General features: G+C 74.1%; 22 protein-coding genes and 1 pseudogene. 5 read left to right on the plus strand and 18 right to left on the minus strand.

Going from position 1 to position 21188, the window contains the following annotated elements; translation table 11 throughout:
• Positions 1–15: 15 nt before the first annotated feature.
• The 11 genes from AB0L25_RS22135 to AB0L25_RS22185 form a co-directional block, all read right to left on the minus strand.
• Complete coding sequence (locus AB0L25_RS22135; protein ID WP_500174524.1) at positions 16–1437, minus strand: AAA domain-containing protein; 1422 nt, start codon at positions 1435–1437, stop codon at positions 16–18.
• Positions 1434–2924 (minus strand): hypothetical protein, encoded by a 1491-nt coding sequence (locus AB0L25_RS22140; protein ID WP_500174525.1) that lies wholly within the window; start codon positions 2922–2924, stop codon positions 1434–1436. Before AB0L25_RS22140 ends, AB0L25_RS22135 begins: the two co-directional genes overlap by 4 nt.
• Positions 2925–2931: 7 nt before the next feature.
• Positions 2932–4038, minus strand: coding sequence for a hypothetical protein (locus tag AB0L25_RS22145; protein ID WP_500174526.1), 1107 nt, complete (start codon positions 4036–4038; stop codon positions 2932–2934).
• Positions 4035–5051, minus strand: a complete 1017-nt coding sequence (locus AB0L25_RS22150; protein WP_500174527.1) for a hypothetical protein — start codon at positions 5049–5051, stop codon at positions 4035–4037. Before AB0L25_RS22150 ends, AB0L25_RS22145 begins: the two co-directional genes overlap by 4 nt.
• Before the next feature lie 58 nt (positions 5052–5109).
• On the minus strand, positions 5110–5757 hold the full coding sequence (locus AB0L25_RS22155) for a class I SAM-dependent methyltransferase (protein WP_500174528.1): 648 nt from the start codon (positions 5755–5757) through the stop codon (positions 5110–5112).
• Positions 5758–5782: 25 nt separating this feature from the next.
• Complete coding sequence (locus AB0L25_RS22160; RefSeq protein ID WP_500174529.1) at positions 5783–6169, minus strand: VOC family protein; 387 nt, start codon at positions 6167–6169, stop codon at positions 5783–5785.
• 79 nt (positions 6170–6248) lie between these two features.
• The gene (locus AB0L25_RS22165; RefSeq protein ID WP_500174530.1) at positions 6249–7115 is read right to left on the minus strand and encodes an NAD(P)-dependent oxidoreductase; all 867 of its coding nucleotides are present in this window, start codon (positions 7113–7115) and stop codon (positions 6249–6251) included.
• Between the two features lie 83 nt (positions 7116–7198).
• Entirely contained in the window at positions 7199–8350 is a 1152-nt protein-coding gene (locus AB0L25_RS22170; RefSeq protein WP_500174531.1) for a phosphotransferase enzyme family protein, read from the minus strand.
• Between the two features lie 138 nt (positions 8351–8488).
• A complete protein-coding gene (locus tag AB0L25_RS22175) occupies positions 8489–8890 on the minus strand; it encodes a nitroreductase family deazaflavin-dependent oxidoreductase (protein WP_500174532.1) in 402 nt (133 codons plus the stop codon).
• Between the two features lie 87 nt (positions 8891–8977).
• A complete protein-coding gene (locus AB0L25_RS22180; RefSeq protein ID WP_500174561.1) occupies positions 8978–9844 on the minus strand; it encodes a Sco1979 family transcriptional regulator in 867 nt (288 codons plus the stop codon).
• Positions 9845–10106: 262 nt separating this feature from the next.
• Positions 10107–10598: a hypothetical protein gene (locus tag AB0L25_RS22185; RefSeq protein WP_500174533.1), complete on the minus strand. Its 492-nt coding sequence runs from the start codon at positions 10596–10598 to the stop codon at positions 10107–10109.
• A 105-nt stretch (positions 10599–10703) separates the two neighbouring features.
• Between AB0L25_RS22185 and AB0L25_RS22190 the strand changes: the two genes are divergently transcribed.
• Complete coding sequence (locus AB0L25_RS22190) at positions 10704–11015, plus strand: hypothetical protein (RefSeq protein WP_500174534.1); 312 nt, start codon at positions 10704–10706, stop codon at positions 11013–11015.
• 81 nt (positions 11016–11096) lie between these two features.
• Here AB0L25_RS22190 and AB0L25_RS22195 read toward each other — a convergent pair whose 3' ends face one another.
• The 3 genes from AB0L25_RS22195 to AB0L25_RS22205 are packed head-to-tail and all read right to left on the minus strand — an operon-like array spanning position 11097 to position 13707.
• Positions 11097–11876 carry an ABC transporter permease gene (locus tag AB0L25_RS22195; RefSeq protein WP_500174535.1) on the minus strand — a complete coding sequence of 260 codons (780 nt, stop codon included), beginning with the start codon at positions 11874–11876 and terminating at the stop codon, positions 11097–11099.
• A gap of 35 nt (positions 11877–11911) precedes the next feature.
• Complete coding sequence (locus AB0L25_RS22200; protein WP_500174536.1) at positions 11912–12805, minus strand: ABC transporter permease subunit; 894 nt, start codon at positions 12803–12805, stop codon at positions 11912–11914.
• On the minus strand, positions 12802–13707 hold the full coding sequence (locus AB0L25_RS22205; protein WP_500174537.1) for an ABC transporter ATP-binding protein: 906 nt from the start codon (positions 13705–13707) through the stop codon (positions 12802–12804). The genes AB0L25_RS22200 and AB0L25_RS22205 overlap by 4 nt, the downstream gene beginning before the upstream one ends.
• A 158-nt stretch (positions 13708–13865) precedes the next feature.
• Between AB0L25_RS22205 and AB0L25_RS22210 the strand changes: the two genes are divergently transcribed.
• Positions 13866–15020: a sensor histidine kinase gene (locus tag AB0L25_RS22210; protein WP_500174538.1), complete on the plus strand. Its 1155-nt coding sequence runs from the start codon at positions 13866–13868 to the stop codon at positions 15018–15020.
• Complete coding sequence (locus tag AB0L25_RS22215; protein ID WP_500174539.1) at positions 15017–15691, plus strand: response regulator; 675 nt, start codon at positions 15017–15019, stop codon at positions 15689–15691. Before AB0L25_RS22210 ends, AB0L25_RS22215 begins: the two co-directional genes overlap by 4 nt.
• 86 nt (positions 15692–15777) lie before the next feature.
• Here AB0L25_RS22215 and AB0L25_RS22220 read toward each other — a convergent pair whose 3' ends face one another.
• Positions 15778–16452: an alpha/beta fold hydrolase gene (locus tag AB0L25_RS22220; protein WP_500174540.1), complete on the minus strand. Its 675-nt coding sequence runs from the start codon at positions 16450–16452 to the stop codon at positions 15778–15780.
• Between the two features lie 163 nt (positions 16453–16615).
• On the opposite strand from AB0L25_RS22220, the gene AB0L25_RS22225 reads away from it, so the two are divergent.
• Positions 16616–17212, plus strand: a complete 597-nt coding sequence (locus tag AB0L25_RS22225; RefSeq protein WP_500174541.1) for a DUF4291 domain-containing protein — start codon at positions 16616–16618, stop codon at positions 17210–17212.
• A 97-nt stretch (positions 17213–17309) separates the two neighbouring features.
• Positions 17310–17846 carry a hypothetical protein gene (locus AB0L25_RS22230; protein ID WP_500174542.1) on the plus strand — a complete coding sequence of 179 codons (537 nt, stop codon included), beginning with the start codon at positions 17310–17312 and terminating at the stop codon, positions 17844–17846.
• A gap of 227 nt (positions 17847–18073) precedes the next feature.
• Here AB0L25_RS22230 and AB0L25_RS22235 read toward each other — a convergent pair.
• The 3 genes and pseudogenes from AB0L25_RS22235 to AB0L25_RS22245 all read right to left on the minus strand — a co-directional run.
• Positions 18074–18180 (minus strand): annotated as a pseudogene (locus tag AB0L25_RS22235) (IS481 family transposase); the annotation flags it as partial.
• A gap of 621 nt (positions 18181–18801) precedes the next feature.
• Positions 18802–19716, minus strand: coding sequence for a hypothetical protein (locus tag AB0L25_RS22240; RefSeq protein WP_500174543.1), 915 nt, complete (start codon positions 19714–19716; stop codon positions 18802–18804).
• 137 nt (positions 19717–19853) lie between these two features.
• Positions 19854–21137, minus strand: coding sequence for a citrate synthase (locus AB0L25_RS22245; protein ID WP_500174544.1), 1284 nt, complete (start codon positions 21135–21137; stop codon positions 19854–19856).
• Positions 21138–21188: the final 51 nt, after the last annotated feature.

The following is a 21188-nucleotide window of genomic DNA, read 5'->3' on the forward strand; positions in this document are numbered from 1 at the left end:
GTCAGCCGGCCGCCGTCAGCCCGCCGCGATCCGGTGCCGGGAGAGGTGCGCGAGGACCGACTGGTTCGCCTCCCACCCGTCCGGGAACTTCACCGGGACGCCGAGGTGGACCGGTTCGGCCGACGGGTGGGCGTCCAGCAGCTCGGGGATGCCCGCCCGCGCCACCACGATGCACGCGTGCCGGTGCCGGGACGTCAGCACGCACAGCCGCCCCGACTCCAGGTGGAACGCGGTCGCGTCGCGGCGGCCCGACAGCGGATGCAGGACGACCGTGACGTCGTACTCGCGGCCCTGCAGGCGGTTCGCGGTGTCGACGGTGATCCCGGCGCCGTGCGGGCCGAGCGCGGCGCGGATCGCGGTGACCTGGTCGCGGTGCGCCGCGCCGATCGCCACGCGGGACGCGTCCACCTGCGCCGTCCCCTTCTCCGAGTGCGCGACCGGGCCGCGCTGCAGCAGCCGGACGGCGAGCGCCGCCGTCGCCCGGACCGCCTCGGAGTCGGTGCGCAGCGTGTGCCGGGCGGGCAGCTCGAACAGCGCCCAGCCGGTGGCCGCGGCCTCCTCCAGCGCCCGGTCGTAGGTGGTGCCCATGCCGCCCGCGGAGAACTCGAGCCGCCGGTCGTCCGGTCCCGTCCCGGCCCGGAACGGGGTGAACGGGTAGAAGGCGTCCGCCACGACCGGCGCCGCCGACGCGGGCAGCCGCCACGACACCGGCAGCCGGTGGACCGGCAGGCCCGGATTGTGGGCCAGCAGGACGGACACGGCGCTGCGCATCGGGTCCCACGCGAGGCCCGCCCAGCGCTCGACCTCGACCGTGGAGAACGGGTCGAGCTGGCCGGGATCGCCCACGAACAGCGCCCGCTCGAACCGCCCGGCGATGCGCAGCAGCATGTCCGAGCGCATCTGGTACGCCTCGTCGACGATCGCCCACGGCCACGAGCCGCCCGACAGCGTCGCCCACTTCGCGGCCGTCGCGATCACGACGGCCTGCTCGGCGAGGTCCCCGGCCTTCTGCCGCACCTGCACCTGCGGATGGGCCAGCACCCGCTCGGACGGCACGTACTGCGACGCCGACAGGCGGCCGATCGTCAGCCGCGGATGCGCGTCGGCGATCCGCTCGATGAGGTCGTCGACCTGCTCGTTGGTCTGCGCGACGATCATCAGCCGCTCGCCCGCGTCCGCCAGGTGCCCGGCGGCGCGCACCACCAGCGTGGACTTGCCCGCGCCGGGCGGGGAGTCGACGACGACGCCGCGGTGGGAGCCCGACAGGTCCGCCAGGACGGCGTCGACGACGCGGGCCGCCGCCTTCCCCGGGTCCTCCGCCGGGACCCCGGCGGCCCCGGCCCCCGGACGTCCCGCGGGCGCGGGGGCGGGCGACGGCACCGGCGTCAGGCGGCGCGTCCCCGGCGCGATCCGGTCCGTCGTCTCGCCCGTGGTCATGACCATTCCTCTTCGGCGTCCTCGTCGGTCGGCACGTAGTCCTCGGGCGGGCCGCCGTGGGTCCACGGCGTGTCCTCCCGGTCGGGGAACTTCGCCTGCCCGAACGAGCCCTCGGTCAGCGACGTGAAGCACACCCGCTCGCCCACCTGCGGCACCACGCCGGGCTCCGGGGTGAGCTTGCGGCCCATCCCGCCGGTCAGCTCCAGCAGCACGCCGCCCGTGCCGAACTCCACGATCCTCCCTTTCAGCGCGGGCCGCGCCGCGTTGCACACGGTCGTGCCGACGTCGAGCCGGACCGGGTCCTCGGTGGCGACCCGCAGGTACGGGCGCAGCTTCGGCCGCTTGCCGGTCTCGTCCAGGCGGGTCGGGTCGCACTCGGTGACGACGCCGCCGAACGCCTGGCCGGACAGCCGGTGCTCGGCCATGACCAGCGGGTCGTCGAACGCGCGCTGCGCCTCGTAGGCGTCCTGCGCGCGCTCCAGATCGTGCAGGCGCCGCGCCGCCCGGACGGGCGTGTCGCGGCGCGCCTGAGGATACGCCTCGCCGAACGTCTGGTGGTAATAGGTGAACGCGTCGCGATCGCGCTCCCAGCGGCGCGGGACGCTCGCGCCCTCGGGCAGCGCGCGCAGCAGGTCGGCCGCCCCCCACATCAGGTCCCAGGTGGGGGTGAGCTGGGACGCGACGGCGGCGCGCAGCCGCTCCTCGGTGCGGGGCGCGCCGTTCGACCGGTCGTAGGCGGCGATCGCGGGCGCGAGCACCTCGTTGTCGAACGTCGGGTCGGTCGCGGGCCCCGCCGGCGGGCACGTCACCGGGTCCTCGGCGCGGGCGGCGGCGGCCGGGCCGTCCATGCCGTCCGGCGGGTCGATCCAGCCGAGCAGCGCCGCGAGGTTCCCGTCCTCCAGGGAGCTCTGCCCGGTCGCCCAGTGCAGCCGCAGCGTCTCCGTCATGGCCAGCAGCAGCGACGACCCCGGATGGTCGTACCGGTCGGCGAACCAGGTCAGCCACCGGCCGAGCACCGGCACCGCCGGGTCCACCGCGTAGGGGCCCTCCGTGCTGCGGAACCGGGTGGAGCGGCCGAGCAGCCGCAGGAACGTGACGCCGCCGCGGTTCGGCACCAGCACCTGCGGCGCGTCCCCGTACCGGATCCGCTCCTCGACCTCCCCGGACTTGGCGGCGGACCTGCTCGGCGCCAGCGTCTCGACGGGGCCGCGGCTGGTCTCGATGTGGTTCAGGACGAGCTTGGCGGCCTCGGCGGCGAACGCGAACCGCAGGTCGCGGTTGCGCGGCTGCGGGACGACCAGCAGCGACGGGTCGTCCCGGTCGCTGCCGAGCATCATCGCCAGCGGCGCCGCCGCCTCCCCGGCGAGCCGCAGCGGGATCAGCACCAGCGGCGCCGCCGAGACGTGGCAGTGCCGCACGGTGGCGAGCGGCTGCGCGATCCCGGCGGCCGCCGCCTGCAGGCGGGCGAGCGAGGACAGCGCGCTCATGTGCCGATCACGCGGCGCCCTGCGCCGCTCCGGCCAGCGCCTCGGCGCGCAGCCGGGCCGCGGTGCGCAGCTGCTCGGCGGTCTCGGCCAGGTCGTCCGACGGCGTCAGGACGCCGTCGGCGAGCGCCAGCGCGGTGCCGATCGCGTCCACGCCGCCGAGGTCGTCGCGGACCGAGCGGCCCAGCGCGCCGGTCGCCCCGCACGCCCGCGCCTCGTCGCGGCAGAACAGCGCCATCTCGCAGCCCGCCATGCACTCGGGCGCGTACCGCGCCTCGACCGCCCGTACCGACTCGGCGAGCGCGTCGCCGGGCTCGAACGTCAGGTCGTCCGGGAGCTCGTCCAGGATGCGGTCGATGCGGGTGATCCGGGCGAGCTGCCGTTCCAGGACGGCGAGCTGCGGACGGACGTCCAGCGGCGTCGCCGTCGGCCGGTTCGAGAAGTTCTCGGGGCAGACGAGGAACACCTCGTGCGACACGCGCGCCGGGTCGTGCCCCAGCTCCTCCACCAGGCGCCGCAGCGCCAGCACGTACACCGCCGACTGCCTGGCCGCCGCCGCGACCTGCTCCGGCTCGGCCTGCCCGTCGACGACCGCGAACGACTTGATCTCGATCACGTGCAGGCGTCCGGCGAGCTGGAACGCGATGACGTCCGGCTCCAGGTAGGCGGGCTGCCCGGCGATGTCGAGGCGCAGCAGCGGATGGTCGAACAGCGTGCCCTCGCCGGACTCCAGCGCGCGGGCGAGCAGCCGCCGCGTCCGGGTGTGCCGCAGCTCCCGGCCCTCGTTGCCCGCGACCACCTCGAGGTCGTCGTAGGCGACCTCCGGGACGGCGAGCCCGAGCCGGTCGCGCAGCAGCGTCAGCAGCTCCGCGCACCCGTCGGCCTTCACCTGCGCCTCGAACGCGTTGCCGCGCGTGATCGCGAACTGCGACTGGCCGAACGGCGCCGGGAACCCGAGCGCCCGCGCCACCGCGTCCTTGTCGACCCCCGCCGCGTCCATCACCCCGCGGCGGGCGCAACCGGGATTGCCGGTCAGCGCGGCGATCGTGCGTGCGTCGTGGTTGCGCGGGGGAGCGCCGCCGCGCAGCCGGTCCAGGTCCGGCGCGGTCTCGGTCATCGGTCCGTCTCTCCATTGACGGCAGGGCGCCGTGGGGCGTCCTGCAGGGCCCGCAGCCGGCTGCCGAACAGCCGTTCCGCGTCGTCGAGCCGGTCCAGGGCGCGCCCGGCGGCCGACTCGCGCCGCCGCCGGTCCGCCTCCCGGTGCACCTCCAGCTCCTCCCGGGCGGCCTCGGCGAGCACGGCCGGATCGACTGTACCGACCGTACCGTCGACCGCACCGGGAATGTTGGACGCGAAACGCCACAGCAGCCGCTGCACGTCGGGGTTCGGTTCGCCGCGCCCGGTCAGCCGGGCATCGGCGTGCTCGGCCAGCCGGATCGCGGACGTCAGGAAATCGGTGCGCGGGCTCAGCGGGCCCACGATGCGGCGCTCCAGCGGCCACGTGCTGACGGTGAGCAGGCCGCGGGCGGGGGCGAGCAGGTCCGCGGTGAGCGCGGCGCACAGGTAGTACGGCCGGGCGTACGGCGCGGTGCGGAACGAGCGTTCCTCGTCGCGGCGCAGGCTCGACAGCCGGCCCGCCGCGATCTCGCCGGGGAAGAACGCCGCGTACACCGTCCCGACGAGCTTGGGGGCGGACGGGACGCCGAGCAGCGTCAGCGCCTGGTGCACCTGCTCGCGGACCGGGAGCAGGCCCCGGCGCGAGCCCTTTCCGGAGCCCTTTCCGGGACTCTTGGCGCCCTTCGCGCCGCCCTTGCCGGTGCCTTTCGCGGAACCCTTCGGCGATTGCTTCGCGCGCCCGCCCTTTCCGGACGCCGCGGCCGGCGCCCGTCCGCCGGACGAGCGCCGCGGTGCGGCGGCGCGGAGGTCGACGAGGTCTCCGGCGTCCGCGGTGTCGGCGCCGTCGCCGAGGACGAGATCGTCCCAGGCGTCCTCGGCGGACCGCAGCTCGCCGCGCAGCTCGCGGGCGGCCCGCCGGTCCCCGGCCGCCATCGCCCGGCGCACGCCCGCGCGCAGCTCGGCGATGCGGGCCTCGAGCGCGTCGGGGGTGGGCGGGCCGGGGGAGCGGGACATGCGGCAGACGGTACAGGAGGTCCCAGACAATTCCAGGGTTTTCCAGTATTTCGGCGCGTTATCCGGCGGTCTCTCCGAGATGTCCGGGAGAGGGGTTCGGCCTGTGCCACACCAGCGAATACCGCCAGAGGAGGTGGCGGCGGAACACGACGCCCGGCACCACCCGCCGGGCCCCGTCGCGTACTTCCGCCCACGTCATGTCGGGGTCGGTGACCGGAGCGCCGGGATCTCCGGCGATCCTGCGGTGACGGGCGCGGTGGAAGTGGTGCGCGGGGAGCCCGGCCGCCGAGTACAGCAGGTCGCCGAGGCCCGCGTTGTTCGCGAGGCCGACCACCACGAGCGTCCCGCCCGGACGGACGGCGTCGCGCATCGCGGTCAGCGCGGCGGCGAAGTCCATGTGGTGGATCGCGGCGACGCTGCAGACGAAGTCGTAGCGGGCCTCCGGCAGGTCGTACTCCAGCAGGCCGGACTCGACGAACCGGACGTTGCCCGCGTCCCGGCTCAGCGCCCGCGCGCGCTCGATCATCTCCGCCGACCGGTCGAGCCCGGTGACGCGGGCCGCGCGGGGCGCGAGCCGGCGGGCGAGTAGCCCGTCGCCGCACCCCACGTCCAGCGCCTCCCGGCAGCCGCGCGGAACGCCGCGCAGCACGAGCGGGTGGTAGTGGGTGTTGTGGTTCCAGTACTCGTCTGCCGTGCTCACGGCCATCGGCGCCACCGGGGGAGGGACGGGGTCAGCGGGTGTCGCGGCGGAGCGGATGCCCCTCCGGCACCTCCACGATAACGATCTTGACGCCCGCCGGGTCCTCGATCCACATCTCCACCAGCCCCCACGGCTCCTCCCGGGGCTCCCGGACGATCCGCGCCCCGGCCGCGGTGAGCCGTTCGTGCTCGGCGCGCACGTCCCGCACCTGGAGCCATATCATCGCGGCCGACCCGTCCTCGGCGGCGCCGTGCCCCGACACCTCCAGGAACCCGGAGCCGAGGAAGAACACGACGCCGGGGGAATCGGGCGGGCCGAACTCCCGGTAGACGGCGAGCCCAAGGACGTCCCGGTAGAACCGCTGGCTGCGCTCCGCGTCCGCCGGGCGGAGCAGGATCCGGCTGCTCAAAACCTCCATGGCCCCATCCTCGCCCGGCGCCCGTGCCGCCCCGGAACCGGCCCCTGCCCGGAACCGAACGTTTCCGGGCCGGCGTCGATCAGCCGGGGAAGCTCGCGTGGTAGGTCGCGGCCATGTCCGCGTCGCCGTGGCCCTGCTCGATCGCGCGGCGGAACCGCTCGCCCGCCGCGTCGTTGACGTCGACGCGGATCCCGGCGGCCGCCGCGGCGTCGTGGATGATGCGGGTGTTCTTCTCCGCGGTGCGGACGGCGAAGCTCGGCGCGAGGTCGTCCTCCACGATCGCCTTCATCTTCACCTGCAGGTACGCGTTGTCGAGCGGGCCGCCGGTGAGGACCTCCCCGAGCAGGGCCGGGTCGAGCCCGAGCGCCCGCGTCAGCGCGACCGACTCGGCGATCACCGAGGTCAGCGAGATCGCGTAGCTGACGGCGGCGAGCTTCAGCCGGGTGCCCGCGGCGGCCGAACCGTCCTCGTCCAGCCACAGCGTCCGGCTGCCGAGCGTGCCGAACACCGGCTCCAGCACCGGCCGCGCCTTCTCCGGCCCCGCGGCCAGGACCACCAGGTTGCCCTGCTCGGCGGGCTGCTTGGTGCCCTGGACGGGCGCGTCCACGAACGTCGCGCCGTGTTCGGCGGCCAGGGCGGCCAGCCGCGGCACGTCGTCCACGGCGACGGTGCCCATCTGCGCCCAGACCTGCCCGGGGCGCAGGCCCGGCGCCGCGTCGGCCATGACCGCCAGCGCCGTCTCGCCGTCCCCGAGGATGGTGATGACCACCTCGGCGCCGGTCACCGCCTCGGCGGGGGAGGGCGCCACGGCGGCGCCGTCGGCGCGCAGCGGCTCCGCGCGGGCGGCCGTCCGGTTCCACACCGTGACCCGGTGGCCGTCGCGCAGCAGGGTGCGGGCCATCGCGGTGCCCATGATCCCGGTTCCGAGCAGGGCGACTTCGGTCATGATCGTCTCCTATCCGAACTGAACGGTACGAATTCGTGCGGTACGGGCGGCGCGCGGCGCGCGGCCGGCCGTGGCCGCGGTCGTCAGCCGTAGGCGTGCTCGTCACCCGGGACGTCGGTGCCGGCGTCGGCGGTCGCACCGTCTCCGGCGCCCGGCGCGTACGGCGCGGCGAACGCGTCGAGCGTCCGCTCCAGGTGGGCCGACCACCAGGTCACGAGCGCGGCGTGGCCGCGATCCTGCGGCGGCGACGCCACGGCGTCCGGCGCGGCGGCCCCGCCGGTCCCGTCTTCGCCGAGGTAGCGCTGCCGCAGCGGGGCGACGTCGCACAGCCGCTCCCACCACGCCCGGTGCACCGCCGACTGGATCTGCCCCGCGTCGAGCGGGAACGCCGCGCGGTGCCCCCGGACGAACGCCTGCACCCGGTCGAGGTCGAGGCCGCGGTCGTCCTCGCCCGCGAACAGCCGTGCCGCCGCCCCCACCACCTCGCCCGCCACCGGGCCCGTCGTGAGACCGTCCCAGCCGAGGACCGCGGTCACGTTCCCCGACCCGCCGTACCGGAGGTTCCCGCCGTGGAACGAGCCGTGCAGGTGCCCGACCGTGCAGACCTCCGCGTCCGGCGGCTGGTGGTCGGCGAACTCGTCCAGCAGCGCCCGCCGCTCCCGCAGCCGCCGCTCCGACAGCGCGTCGAAGTCGGTGCCGCCGCCGTCGCGCGGGACGGTCGCCAGCATGGTCTCGACCGCCGCCGCGGCGTCCGCCGCGCGCGGCGCGGGCACCAGCATGCTCTGCTGCACCGGCGGCGTCAGCCGCTCCATCTCCGCGTGCAGCCGGCCCAGCAGCCCGCCGAGCTCCTCGCACTGCGCGAACGTCAGCTCCAGCCCGTCCCGTCCGCGTCCGCCGGCCCAGGGGAACAGCTCGTATCCCCGGCCGGCGGCGGTGACGAGCGTCCGCCCGTTCCGTGCCGGGACGGGCGCGAGGACGGGCAGGCCGGCCTCGTCGAGCGCGGCGGTGATCCGGTGCCGGAACAGGATGCGCCGCCGGTCGGGGGCGGGGTGCTCCTTCAGCAGGTACGCGCCGTTCGCCGTGTCGACCCGCCGGGACCGCCGGTAGGCGGCGCCGTCCGGTCCGGGGTCGGCGAACCGCGCGTCCGGCCCGAGCTCCCAGCGGCGCAGGAGCCGCGCGGGCGGCCCGGCGTCGCGCCCGCCCGCGGCGATGTCAGCGGACCGTGACGTCGGCATGTCGGACGTCGGCACCTCTGACGTCGGCACCTCTGACGTCGGCACTGTGCACCTCGGCGGCCTCGGACGGACGGCGGTCGAACGGATGTTCCAGGCCGACGCTACACGGCCCGCCACCGCGGGGAAAGGCGACCGCGCTCAGACGCGCTCGAGGACGACCACGGGGATCTCGCGGTCGGTCTTCGTCTGGTACTCGTCGTACTGGGGCCAGGTGGCGGCCATCTTCTTCCAGAAGCCGGGCTTCTCCTCCGGCATGGCGGTGCGGGCCCGCGCGGTGAACTTGTCGCCCTTCACCTGCACCTGGACCTCTGGGTTCTCCTGCAGGTTCAGGTACCACAGCGGCGGCTCGTCCGCGCCGCCATTGGACGCGACCACCAGGTAGGCGTCGCCCTCCGGCTGGTAGATCAGCGGCGACGTCCGCGGCAGCCCGGTGCGCCGCCCCGTCGTGGTGAGCAGCAGCGTGACCGTCCCCTGCCAGTCGTGCCCCTCCGCGCCGTCGGTCTCCCGGTAGCGGTCGACGTGCTCCTTGCCGAACAGCATCTCCTGCTCCTTCCGTGGCTCCGTGCCGTTGCGAACGACCTTCCCCGCCGCCCGCCCGCCGATGCGCGATCACGGGGACCGGGCCGGTCACAGGTCCCTGAGGACGCCGCTCAGCAGGCCGCCGGTGTCGTCCGGGCGCGCCGCGGTGATGCACAGGTTGTTCATCGCGCGCATGTAGGTGTCGACGTCGGTGGGCTTGTCGAGGTAGAGCGCGCTCGTGAGCTGCTCCAGGTACACGACGTCGGACAGGCCGGGCTCGGCGAACCGCAGGATCGTGAACGGGCCGCCGGCCGCGGCGTGCCCGCCCGCGCCGAACGGCACGATCTGCAGGGTCACGTTCGGCAGCTCCGACATCTCCATCAGGTGCCGCAGCTGGCGCCGCATGACGTCGCGCCCGCCCAGCGGGCGCCGCACGACCGCCTCGTCCAGGACCGCCCAGAGCGTCGGCGCGCTGGGCGCGGTGAACCGCTGCTGCCGGGTCGTCCGGATCCAGACCCGCCGCTCGACCTCCTCCTCCGACGCGTCGGGGAACCCGAGGCGGACGACCGCGCGGGCGTAGTCCTCCGTCTGGAGCAGGCCCGGGACGAACTGGAGCTCGTACGAGCGCAGCAGGGACGCGGCCTCCTCGAGCCCGAGGTACGCCTCGAACCAGTTCGGCAGCACGTCGCCGTACCGGTGCCACCAGCCCGGCGTGTTGGCCTCCTTGGCCAGCTCGAGCATCTGCTCCCGCTCGCCGGGGTCGGTGACGCCGTAGAGGGTGAGCAGGTCGGCGACGTCGCGGGTCTTGAAGCCGACGCGGCCCAGCTCCATCCGGCTGATCTTCGAATGGGAGCCGCGGATCTCGTACCCGGCCTGCTCGGTGGAGATGCCGCAGTCCTCCCGGAGGCGGCGGAGCTGCGCGCCGAGCAGGATGCGCAGGACGGTCGGACCGCCGCGCCGCGGATAGTCGATCAGCCGTCCGGCCGGATCATCTTCGGCCGGAGGAGTCGGGACAGCTGAATCCTGGGGCAAGGGGGTCACCAGCCAGTCGACGGGTCTGCGCGGGGCGGAACGGCACCGCCCTATGTTAGAGGATGGAAGCACGATTTTGGGAAGTACGGAAAAGGCGTCTTCGTAATCTCCCAATCGTGCCGGAACGGGCAGCGCAGCGCGGTGCCGTACGCCTCGAAGTACGGACGGTCCCGCCGTTCGGAGTCGCAGACGATACTCCTCTCGCCTATGCCGCGCCAACGCGTCCCTTCGCCGCACCGATCACGGAAGGGCGGTTTGGAGCGTGACCACGGGGTCGTTCGACGCTGTCGGTGGCGGTACGGCGGCGGACCGTGGCCGCCGCGGCCGGACGGGCGCGCCCGCGCGCCAATTCCGCGTCCGCTTCCGTGACCGCTTCGGGCGTCGCTTCGATGGCCGCTTCGATGGCGGCGCGTCCCTGATGGCACATGAATTGCCGGGCGTTCTCGGGTGTCGCAGTCGACCAATCGGCGGTGATTTCCGTACCGTCCCGTGCGAAACGATAATGACGGGCGTCCGGCGGTCTGCTGAACAATACGTGAGGCCGCGCCGCCGATCGTCCGGGGGCCCGGCGGCGGTCCTGCCGCGCGGGCCGGCGTCCGGGCGTGATCCGGATCTCGTCCGCGTCGCCGCAGGTGCCCGCCTCGGTGACGAAGGTCTCTCTGCGGCCGGGCGTACTTTCGACGGTTCCGGCGTTCACTGGTACGGAGGCGCAGCGCACGCGCGCCGCGAAAGCGGACGGCAGCGATGTCCCGTGCGGCGCTCGCCCGGATTCCGGCCCACCACCGACCGAACTGGGGGAATCATGAACGCGACCTGTGAGCGACCCGACATCCGGTTCCTGATCTCGGGCGACGTCACCGCGCACGAGCGCGGCGCGGCCGAACGCGCCGTCGGCGAGGCGCTGGCCAAGGCCCACGGCGCCGTCACGTCCGTCCAGGTCACGCTCAGCGTCGTGGCCGACCCGGCCCTGCCCCGCCCGGCGCTGGCCCGCGCCGTCATCGAGATCGACGGCCGGATCGTGCGGGCCCAGGCCGCCGCGCCGCGGCTCGCCGAGGCCATCGCGCTGCTGCGCTCCCGCCTCGCCGTCCGGATGACCAACCTGCGGGTCGGCTGAGCCGGCACCGCCGACGGCGGCGCCCGTGCCCGGACGCCGCCGTCCTCCCGGGTCCCTCGCCCGGGCCGTCCCTCCCGCCGCTCAGGCGTCCCGGCGCCGCAGCGCCAGCGTCCCGGCGGCCAGCGGCACCAGCGCGTACGCGGCCAGCACGGCCGACGCCGCCACCGGCGGCAGCAGCTCACCGTAGATGGACGACTCGGCGCCGCGTCCCGAGATCTGCGCCGGCAGCCCGCTCAGCATCACGGATCCGGCCCGCTCGTCCCACGGGCTCGGCAGCTGGAACACCGCCACGGGCAGCACGTGCCAGACGAGCACCACGCCCGCGATCGCCCCGGCCGCCGACCGCAGCAGCACGCCGAGGCCCAGTCCGAACAGCGCGAACGCCACCACCGACAGCCCGGAGACGGCGAACCCGGGCAGCTCCTCGACGATCGCCGCGCGTTGGTCGGCGATCGGGCGGTCGCCGACGGCCGGCCGGGTGGCGAGGAAGACCCCCACCGTCGTCACCTGTCCCGCGGCCAGCGCGACCGCCCCCACCACCAGGGCCTTCGCGGCCAGGAACCTCCCGCGGTGCGGTACCGCGACCAGGCTCAGCCGCACCATGCCGGTCCGGTACTCCGACGTCACGCTCAGCACCCCGAGGATCGCCAGGCACAGGCCGCCCACCCACCCGGCGAGCTCCAGCACCGGGCGGATCGCCACCAGCGCGCGATCGTCCGGGCCGAGGCCGTCCCAGGTCCGGGCGAGCTGCAACGCGAGCAGCACGGTGAACAGGGAGAACGCGAAGGCCGCCCCCAGCACGCCGTAGGTGGAGCGGACCGTGCGCAGCTTCCGCCACTCCGCCGCCACCGCCCCGCCCAACGGGGCCCCCTCCGGGGCGGGCGCGCCCGCGGCGGTCACGCGTCGCGGCGCGCGAACGCGTACGCGCCGGCGCCCACCATGACCGCGACGTAAGCGACCAGCAGCGCCCCCGCGACGGGCGCGGGCAGCCCGTCGTCGCCCGCCGTGGATCCCGGCACCGGCGCGATCTGGTTCGGGAAGCCCGTCGGCAGCAGCCACCAGATCCGGTCGTTCCACGGGGCCGGCAGCAGCCGGACGACCGGCGGCGCGACGAACATCAGGCCCATCCCGATCGTGATCGTCGCGGCCGTCGACCGCAGCAGCGCGGCGGCGCCGAGCGCCATCAGCGTGATGGCCGCCGTCGTCAGCGCCACCGCGACCAGGTGCGGGAGATGCTCGACGAGCGAGCCCTCGAACCCCGGCATCGGACGGCCGCCCGCGATCGCCCTGCCCGCTACGAGCGCGGCCGCGAGGGCGACCAGCCCGGCGCCGAAGACGCCGCCGGCCGCCGCCAGGGCCTTGGCGACGAGCAGCGGGAGGCGGCGGGGCAGCACCGTGAGGGTCGTGCGGATCATCCCGGTCGCGTACTCCGACGTCAGCGTCAGCGCGCCGAGGACCACGCCGCAGACCGGCAGGATCAGCTCGAGGAACTGGGTCGGCGGTGCCACGGTCAGCTTCGCGCGGCGCTCCGCCGACAGGCCGTCCCAGTATTGCGAGGCGTACAGCGACCACAGCAGGCACAGGACGAACCCGGCGCCGATCGTCGCCGCGAGCGCGGCCGTCGAGCGGACGGTGCGCAGCTTGTGCCACTCGGCGGCGATCGCGCCCGCCCACGTCCCGCCGGCCCGCGCCGCCCCCGCCGCCGCGGCGTCCGCCGCGGGGCCGTGCGCCGTCACGGCCTCCCCGCCGGGGAGCCCGGTCCGGCGTTCGCCCGTCCCGATCTCGCTCATCGCGTCACCGAGCCGAACTCGGCGCTGTCGGCGGTCAGTTCCATGTACGCCTCCTCCAGCGACGCGCTCTGCGCCGCCACCTCGTGCAGCGGGATGCCGTGCGCCGCCGCGCGGTCGCCGATCTCCGCCACGTCCAGGCCCGTCACCCTTAGCGCGTCGCCCTGCTCGGCCTCCACGCGTCCCCCGGCGGCCGCGAGCACCGCCGTCAGCTCGTCCGGACGCGGCGAGCGGACCCGCACGCCCCGCGCGAACCGGTCCGCCAGCTCCCGGACCGACGTGTCGGCGATCAGCCGGCCGCGGCCGATCACGATCAGCCGGTCGGCGGTCAGCTCCATCTCGCTCATCAGGTGGCTGGAGATCAGCACCGTGCGGCCCTCCGCCGCGAGGGACCGCATCAGCTCGCGGATCCAGCGCACGCCGTCCGGGTCCAGGCCGTTCACCGGCTCGTCGAACAGCAGCACGCCCGGGTCGCCCAGCAGCGCCGCCGCGACCCCGAGCCGCTGCCGCATGCCCAGCGAGAAGCCCCCGACCCGCTTGCGCGCCACTCCGGCCAGGCCGACGAGCTCCAGCACCTCGGCCGCCCGGCGCGGCGACACGCCGTTGCTGCGCGCCAGCCAGCCCAGATGGTCGATCGCCCGGCGGCCGCCGTGCACCGCGCCGGCGTCCAGCAGCGCGCCCACCTCGAACATCGGCCGCCGCAGCGCCGCGTACCGGCCGCCGTTCACCAGCGCCTCACCGGACTCGGCCGCGTCCAGGCCCAGCAGCACCCGCATCGTCGTCGACTTCCCCGCGCCGTTCGGCCCGAGGAACCCGGTGACCGTCCCGGGCGCCACCGTGAACGACAGGCGGTCCACCGCCGTCGTCGCGCCGTAGCGCTTGGTCAGCTCACGTACCTCGATCATGCCGTCCACGGTCGTCCCCGGACGGCCCCGCGCACATCGGAACGCGGGCCGGACTCCTCCGTACGACCGTGGTCGGAGATCGCCCGGACGCCTCCGACCCCGGTCCGACGCCCGCCGGGCGGACGCGCCCGCCCGCGGCCCCCGGATACCGTTGCGACGTGGACGAACCCGAAGCGCGCGTCCCGCTCGTCCCGCTCGGCGCGCGGGTCGCCCGGTCGAAGCTGATCGCCCTCGACGCCGCGGCGGCGCTCCTCTACGTGTTCGTGATGCTCGCGTCCGCGCGGTCCGGCGTCTCCGCGGTCGCCGCCGGTTTCCTGCTCACCGCGTCCGGGCTCCCGCTCGCCGTGCGGCGGATCTGGCCCGTCCCCGTGTTCGCCGTCGTGTTCACCGCGTCCGCCCTGATGATGCTGCTCGACATGCCGTCGGACGCCTTCGTCGCCGCGGCCTACGCGCTCTACACGGTCGCCGTCACCCGGCGGCGGCGGAGATGGGTGCCCACCACCCTCATCGGCGTGCTGAGCTGCGTCGTCATCCTCGGCGCCGCCCTCGCCGGTCCGATGGGCTGGCAGGCCGAACGGCTCGGCTTCCTCGTGCTCGGCCTCGCGGTGCTCGGCGCGTCCTGGGCGCTCGGCCGCACCGTCCGCGACCGCCGCGAGCACGCCGCGCGCTTCGCCCGCGAGCTCGCCGACCGCGCCGTCGGGGAGGAGCGGCTCCGCATCGCCCGGGAGCTGCACGACATCGTCGCCCACAGCATGAGCCTCATCGCCGTGAAGAGCGGCGTCGCCGTGCACGTCGCCGAGGCGCGCCCCGCCGAGGCCGTCGACGCCCTCCGCGTCATCGAGGCCACGAGCCGCGGCACCCTCGCCGAGATGCGGCACCTCCTCGGCGTCCTGCGCGCCGACGCCACCGGCGAGGGCTCCCTCGCGCCGCCCCCGGACCTCGCCGCCCTCGACGCGCTCGCCGAGCGGGCCGCCATGGCCGGCGTCCGCGTCGACCTCGACGTGCGCGCCGGCGACGTGCCCGAGAGCGTCGCGCTCGCGGTCTACCGCATCGTCCAGGAGGCCGTCACCAACGTGGTCAAGCACGCCGCGCCCGCCCGCTGCCGCGTCGGCGTCGTCGCCGACGGCGGCCGCGTCGCCATCGACGTCGCCGACGACGGCCCCGGCGTGCGCGTCCTGCCCGGCGGCCCCGGCGAGGGGCACGGGATCATCGGGATGCGCGAACGCGTCATGATGTACGGCGGCGAGTTCAGCGCCGGGCCCCGGCCCGAGGGCGGATTCGCCGTCACGGCCCGATTCCCCTACGAAACGTGAGCACCGTGGAAGAACTCCGCGTCCTCGTCGCCGACGACCAGGCCCTGGTCCGCGGCAGCTTCGGCGTCCTCATCGACACCGCGCCCGGGCTCCGCGTGGTGGGGGAGGCGGGGACCGGCGCCGAGGCCGTCGAACTCGCCGCGCGCGAACGTCCCGACGTCGTCCTCATGGACGTCCGGATGCCCGAGATGGACGGGCTCGAGGCCACCCGCCGGATCTGCGCCGCCCTCCCGGACGTCCGCGTGCTGATCCTCACCACGTTCGACCTCGACGCCTACGTCTACGGGGCGCTGCGGGCGGGGGCCAGCGGCTTCCTGCTCAAGGACACCCCGCCCGCCGATCTGCTGTCGGCCGTCCGGGTGATCGCCGAGGGGGAGTCGCTGCTCGCGCCCACGGTGACGCGGCGGCTGATCGCCGAGTTCGTCCGCGGTCCCGGCCCCGTCCGGCCCGCGCCCGACGGGCTCGGCGCCCTCACCGCCCGGGAGCGGGAGGTCCTCACCCTCATCGCGCGCGGGCTGTCGAACGCCGAGCTGGCCGAGCACCTGCACCTCAGCCCGGCCACCGTGAAGACCCACATCGGTCACCTGCTGGCCAAGCTGGACGCCCGCGACCGCGCCCAGCTCGTCATCGCGGCCTACGAGACCGGGCTCGTCCGCCCGGCGGCCCGCTGAACGCCTCGCGAACCGGCCGTCCCGCACGGTCCTGCGGCCCGGCCTGCCGCCAGAAGGCGCACCGCCGCCGCACGCGCGGCTGAGCCTCAGGACGCCGCGCGCACCAGGCGCGCCGCCAGCTCCCGGGGATGCCCGAGCGCCACCAGGTGCCCGCCGGGCAGCTCCTCGACGGGAATCCCCAGCCGGTCCCGGACGACTCCCCGCTGCCATTCGAGGGGGAACAGCCGGTCGTCCCGTCCCTGGAGGAACACGGTCGGCGTGTCGGGCCACGCGTCCAGCGGCCACGGCTCCTCGAACGGAGCCGACGACTGCCGCGGCTCCTCCCGCATCGCCTCCGCGACCACGTCCGGCGGGACGTCGTGGAAGAAGATCTCCATCGGGTCCAGTTCCTCGGCGGGCGTCCGCCCCTGCCGCACCGCCAGTTCGGCCGCCGCCCGCGGCTGTCCGGTGTTCCGCCACCATTCGGCGCCCGTCTCCCCGGGCACCGGCACCATGGCGTTGACCAGCACCAGCGACTTCACCGGAACCCGCGCGCACACGAGCGGCGCCGTCAGCCCGCCCATCGACTGCGCGACGAGGACCACGTCCGTCTTGCCGCCGATCGCGGACACCACCGTGTCGGCGTACTCTCGCAGCCCCGCGGAGTCGTCGTCCGCCGGAAGGTCCACGGCCACGACGTCATGCCCCCGCAACTCGGGGATCAGCCGATGCCAGTACCAGGCACGCCCACCGGCGCCGGGAATCAGAACGAAAGTGGCCACGGTCATCGCCCCCGCACGGAAACAGTCTCGGAGGGCAGGCTATCTACCCCTGCCCGGGCCCGCGACACCGGCGGATAAACGCGTTGACCGCCGGTGCGCCGAACGGCCAATATGCACCGGCGAGCCGCGATGACGGCGACCCGCGATACGACGAAGGCATGACATGACCGTTCCGCTCCGGCAGATCCGCGCCGCACACGATCGTGACTCGATCACCGTCTACCAGGCATACCGGCCGGAGATCGGCGTACCCGCCATCGGGACCGGCACGTTCGTCGAACCCTTCTCTCGCAACCGGATGACCTGGATCAAGCCCTCCTTCCTCTGGCTGATGGCGCGCAGCAACTGGGCCAGCAAGCCGGGCCAGGAGATGGTCCTCGCGGTACGGATCACCCGCGCCGGATGGGAGGAGGCCCTCGCGCAGGCCGTGCCCACCCACGCCGACCGCCGGGTCTTCCGCGATTCCGACGAATGGCGCCGCCGTTTCGCGCACGCGGTCGTCCACGTCCAATGGGACCCGGAACGCTCGTTGCGCGGGCAGAAACTCGAACAACGCAGCATCCAGATCGGCCTGAGCCGCCATGTGATCGACCGTTACGTGGACGACTGGATTATCGGGATCGAGGACCGCACACCGCTCGTCCGCCGAATCCACCGCCTGCTCCAAGACGGCAAGACATCGAGAGCGAAAATCCTCCTGCCGCCTGAACGCCCTTACCCACTGTCCCCTGAGCTGGCCGAAAAGATAGGCGCGACCTGACACACCTTCGCGCCGGGGCGCCGGGCAACCGGCCGTTATCGAAACCAGCCGATCAAATCATTGGTCACCGCGCCGGTCGGTGGCCCACGATGGGGTCATGACTCGGGAGACCGTGCACACCGGCGGCGACGGCATCGACGCGCTCACCGCTCGCGTGATCGACGAGTGCGGCACGTTGATCACCGTGGAGCTGGACGGCTCCAAGGTCGGCGAGCTGGTTCGGCGCCTCGCGCGGGCCCTCGACGCGGCGTTCGGCGACGAGCCCGACGAGGTCACGGTGCGGATGGCGCTGGGCTCGGCGTGCACGACCGCGGCCAAGACCATCGAGCAGTTCGTCGCCGCGCTGCAGCTGCCGTACGAAGCGACCCGGGGATGGGGAGATTTCCGGGAGGCACTGGACGATCGTTCCGCCAAGGCGGAGTGCGTCGTCATCACCGACGCCTCGCAGTTGCTCAAGTACGAGGACTACGACCTGTGGCAGGAGCTGATCGACGGCCTTTCCCCGCATGATCAGCGGTCCGGGTGCCTCTACCGCGGCTGGCGCACGCTGGTGCTGGTCGACCACGAGTTCAGATGGAACGAATGGGTGTTCCGGACCGCGCACCATCCTTCCTCCGCTGTCCTGGAGAAGTAGAAACCGTCCACGCTCGACTCATCGCCGTCCGCGGGCGTCCACACCCAGGCACACCGCCCAGGCACACCGCCCAGGCACACGACGCCCGCGTGCGGAGCGTGGACGTCGACCGGCGCACCCTCGCTCGCCCTCGCCGAGGCCCGACGCCGCACCCGCCGCGCCGCCCAACGCCCGGCCCGCGCTCGCCGAGGCCGCGTTCGCCGTGCCGCTCACGCCCGGCTCGCGCTTCAGCCGTATCGACCTTCAGCGTTGTGACGCGGGTGACGGGTGGTCGGCCGCCCAGTGCGGTGCGGCAGCGGTGGTGATCGTAGGTGTGCAGGAAATCGGTCAGGGCGACGGGAGGCGGAGGACGACTCGGCCGGTGAAGCCGCCGCGTTCGGCGGCCTTGGCCGTGCGGCGGCGTTCCAGGTCGCCGGGAGTGAGGCCGTGGACGGCGGCGAGGGCGTGCACGACCTCCAGGACGTCGGCGAGCTCGTCGGATCCGCGTCGTCGGTGTACTCGGTCACCTCCTCCAGGAGCTTGGCGCGCAGCAGGGACGTGTACTCGCCCTGCCCGGCGATCCGGGTCCGCGGGTTCCGGCCGGAGCCGGTGATGATCTCCGGGATGCGGTCGCGGACCAGCTTCTCCGCCGGGACGCCGCCGCCGTGCCGGCGATCGAGCGCCTGGATCCACTGGACCGCGACCGCGGCCGTCTGCACGAGTTCCTTGCGCAGCAGGGCGGGATCGGACTCCGCGAGGGCTTCGTAGAACTCCTCGGTGAGGATGTGCCGCCAGGTCGGCTCACCGGACGCCGCGGCGTCCGCGCAGTCGCGCTTGGACCGATCGGCGTGTTCGGTGAACGCCGGCCCGGTGCCGTCCGGAAAGTCCTGGACGCCCCAGGCCCGCTCCTGGGCCGCACGTTCGGCCGCGACGTCCGCCAGCACCTTCTGCAGAGACTCGTCCATGACAGGCGACGTTAGCCGCCGGGTGCGGAGGCGGCCGGTGTTCGGTCGGGTTCGCGGCTGAGCACCTGGTGGAGGGCCGAGGGCAGTTCGTCCCACAGCCAGTCGTTCAGGCCGCCGGGATAGTCGGCGGGCTGCTCGATGGCCAGCCGCCCGGGACCGGCCTCGACCAGCCGGACGGGGACGGGATCGTCGTCCCACATCGGCCGGCGGCCGCCCCAGAACTCGGCGAAGTCGGTGCCGGTCAGCGCCGGCTCGGACGTCACCGTGTGGCGGCCCGGATGCCGCCCGAGGGGGAGCAGCCGCTGCGCGGTCGTGCGCAGGACGTTGAGCGCGGCCACGTCCTGCGTGCAGGCCACGCCGGTGATCTCGAGTTCGGGGATCCCGAAGCGGCGCAGCCCGCGGGACCTGAGGCGGACGCAGGTGCAGGCCTCGTCGTCGTCCGGTGCTTCGCAGCGCCCGCCGGCCCGGTAGGGCGGGAGGGACGCGCCGAGCCACCCGTCGGCGAGGACGAAGCCGCCGGTGTCGCCGGGCCGCGACGCGGGGAGGATCTGGTCGGTGTCGAGGTCGACGGGGACGCCGCAGACCTCCTCGGCGATCGCCAGGGCCGTGGCGCGGACGACGTGCAGCGCCGTCGGCAATTCGTCGACCTGGAGGACGGACGTGACCCCGATGTGCCGGTCGGCCCGTTCGATCGCCTCGGTGTCGGCGGCGTCGACACCGGCCGCGCGGTGCAGCCGCCAGGGCGCCGAGTCCGCCGGATGGACCGTGATCATCAGACCGGGCGTGCCGAGCCGCTCCGCGGCCGCCTTCGCGTACGGCCCGGGCAGGGCCCGGCGGATCACGGCGGCGATGTCGCCGGGAACCCGGTCGGCGGCGACGACGAACCGCGCGGTCGTCTCCTCGGGAACGGTGATCGTGACTGGCATGGCTGCCTCCTCGCGCTCGGCCGGTGCGAAACCCAGCCTCGGCGAGCGCGGAGAGGCATGTAACCAGAATGCGAGCCTGTGGATAAAGCAGGACGGCGGCGGGCGGGCAGGGCCCGTCCACCGCCGTCCGGAGCGCCTCAGCGGGCGGACACGTCCACGTAGTGACGCTCGCCCGGGCCCACGTAGACCTGGCGCGGGCGGCCGATCTTGGTGGCGGGGTCGTTCAGCATCTCGCGCCACTGCGCGATCCAGCCGGGGAGCCGGCCGAGCGCGAACAGGACCGTGAAGGCGTTCGTGGGGAAGCCCATCGCCTTGTAGATGACGCCGGTGTAGAAGTCGACGTTCGGGTAGAGCTTCCGCTCGACGAAGTAGTCGTCGCTCAGCGCGACCTCTTCCAGGCGCATGGCGAGGTCCAGCAGCGGGTCGGACTTGCCGAGCGCGTCTAGCACCTTGCTCGTGGCCTTCTTGACCACCGCGGCGCGCGGGTCGTAGTTGCGGTAGACCCGGTGGCCGAAGCCCATCAGCTTGACGCCGGGCTCCTTGTCCTTGACCCGGCGGACGAACGTCTCGATGTCGTCGCCGTCCTGGTGGATCCGCTCCAGCATCTCCAGGACCGCCTGGTTGGCGCCGCCGTGCAGCGGGCCGAACAGGGCGTCGACGCCCGCGGAGACCGACGAGAACAGGTTGGCCTGGCTGGAGCCGACGAGCCGCACGGTGGAGGTGGAGCAGTTCTGCTCGTGGTCGGCGTGCAGCACGAACAGCATGTCGAGCACCCGGACGATCTCCGGGTCGACCTCGTAGGGCTGCGTGGGCAGGCCGAACGTCATGCGCAGGAAGTTCTCGACGTACCCGAGGCTGTTGTCCGGGTACAGCAGCGGCTGACCGTTGGACGTCTTGTACGCGTAGGCCGCGATCGTCGGGAGTTTGGCGATCAGCCGGATGCTGGACTGGTCGACCTGCTCCGGGTCGAAGGGGTCGAGGCTGTCCTGATAGAACGTCGACAGCGCGCTCACCGCGGACGACAGCACCGCCATCGGGTGCGCGCGCCGCGGGAAGGCGGAGAAGAACGCGCGGAACTTCTCGTCGAGCAAGGTGTGGTTGCGGACGTTGTCGGTGAACGCGGCGAGCTGGTCCCCGGTCGGCAGCTCCCCGTAGATCAGCAGGTAGGCGACCTCGAGGAAGGACGACTTCTCGGCCAGCTCCTCGATCGGGTACCCGCGGTAGCGCAGGATCCCCGCATCGCCGTCGATATAGGTGATGGCCGACGTGGTGGACGCGGTGTTGGTGAAACCGGGATCAAGGGTGACGTGCCCGGTGTCCTTGAGCAGCGTGTTCACCCCCAGTCCGGAGGGGCCCTCGGTCGCCTCGGTCACCTCGAGAGGCATCCGGCCGCCCGCGTGGTTGAGCTCGAAATCCGACATACTCGCTCGCTCCCAACTGCGTCCACACCTGCGTAGACGTTCCGCTCTTCA

It is taken from the genome of Spirillospora sp. NPDC052242, assembly GCF_040679555.1.
GTDB lineage: Bacteria > Actinomycetota > Actinomycetes > Streptosporangiales > Streptosporangiaceae > Spirillospora.

Coding starts and splice junctions, on each gene's coding strand:
- AB0L25_RS22170 (WP_500174531.1), bottom strand. CDS start 8,350: ATGCCGACGTCACGGTCCGCTGACATCGCCGCGGGCGGGCGCGACGCC.
- AB0L25_RS22155 (WP_500174528.1), bottom strand. CDS start 5,757: ATGGCCGTGAGCACGGCAGACGAGTACTGGAACCACAACACCCACTAC.
- AB0L25_RS22190 (WP_500174534.1), top strand. CDS start 10,704: ATGAACGCGACCTGTGAGCGACCCGACATCCGGTTCCTGATCTCGGGC.
- AB0L25_RS22140 (WP_500174525.1), bottom strand. CDS start 2,924: ATGAGCGCGCTGTCCTCGCTCGCCCGCCTGCAGGCGGCGGCCGCCGGG.
- AB0L25_RS22160 (WP_500174529.1), bottom strand. CDS start 6,169: ATGGAGGTTTTGAGCAGCCGGATCCTGCTCCGCCCGGCGGACGCGGAG.
- AB0L25_RS22230 (WP_500174542.1), top strand. CDS start 17,310: ATGACTCGGGAGACCGTGCACACCGGCGGCGACGGCATCGACGCGCTC.
- AB0L25_RS22245 (WP_500174544.1), bottom strand. CDS start 21,137: ATGTCGGATTTCGAGCTCAACCACGCGGGCGGCCGGATGCCTCTCGAG.
- AB0L25_RS22165 (WP_500174530.1), bottom strand. CDS start 7,115: ATGACCGAAGTCGCCCTGCTCGGAACCGGGATCATGGGCACCGCGATG.
- AB0L25_RS22205 (WP_500174537.1), bottom strand. CDS start 13,707: ATGATCGAGGTACGTGAGCTGACCAAGCGCTACGGCGCGACGACGGCG.
- AB0L25_RS22145 (WP_500174526.1), bottom strand. CDS start 4,038: ATGACCGAGACCGCGCCGGACCTGGACCGGCTGCGCGGCGGCGCTCCC.
- AB0L25_RS22200 (WP_500174536.1), bottom strand. CDS start 12,805: ATGAGCGAGATCGGGACGGGCGAACGCCGGACCGGGCTCCCCGGCGGG.
- AB0L25_RS22135 (WP_500174524.1), bottom strand. CDS start 1,437: ATGACCACGGGCGAGACGACGGACCGGATCGCGCCGGGGACGCGCCGC.
- AB0L25_RS22175 (WP_500174532.1), bottom strand. CDS start 8,890: ATGCTGTTCGGCAAGGAGCACGTCGACCGCTACCGGGAGACCGACGGC.
- AB0L25_RS22150 (WP_500174527.1), bottom strand. CDS start 5,051: ATGTCCCGCTCCCCCGGCCCGCCCACCCCCGACGCGCTCGAGGCCCGC.
- AB0L25_RS22225 (WP_500174541.1), top strand. CDS start 16,616: ATGACCGTTCCGCTCCGGCAGATCCGCGCCGCACACGATCGTGACTCG.
- AB0L25_RS22240 (WP_500174543.1), bottom strand. CDS start 19,716: ATGCCAGTCACGATCACCGTTCCCGAGGAGACGACCGCGCGGTTCGTC.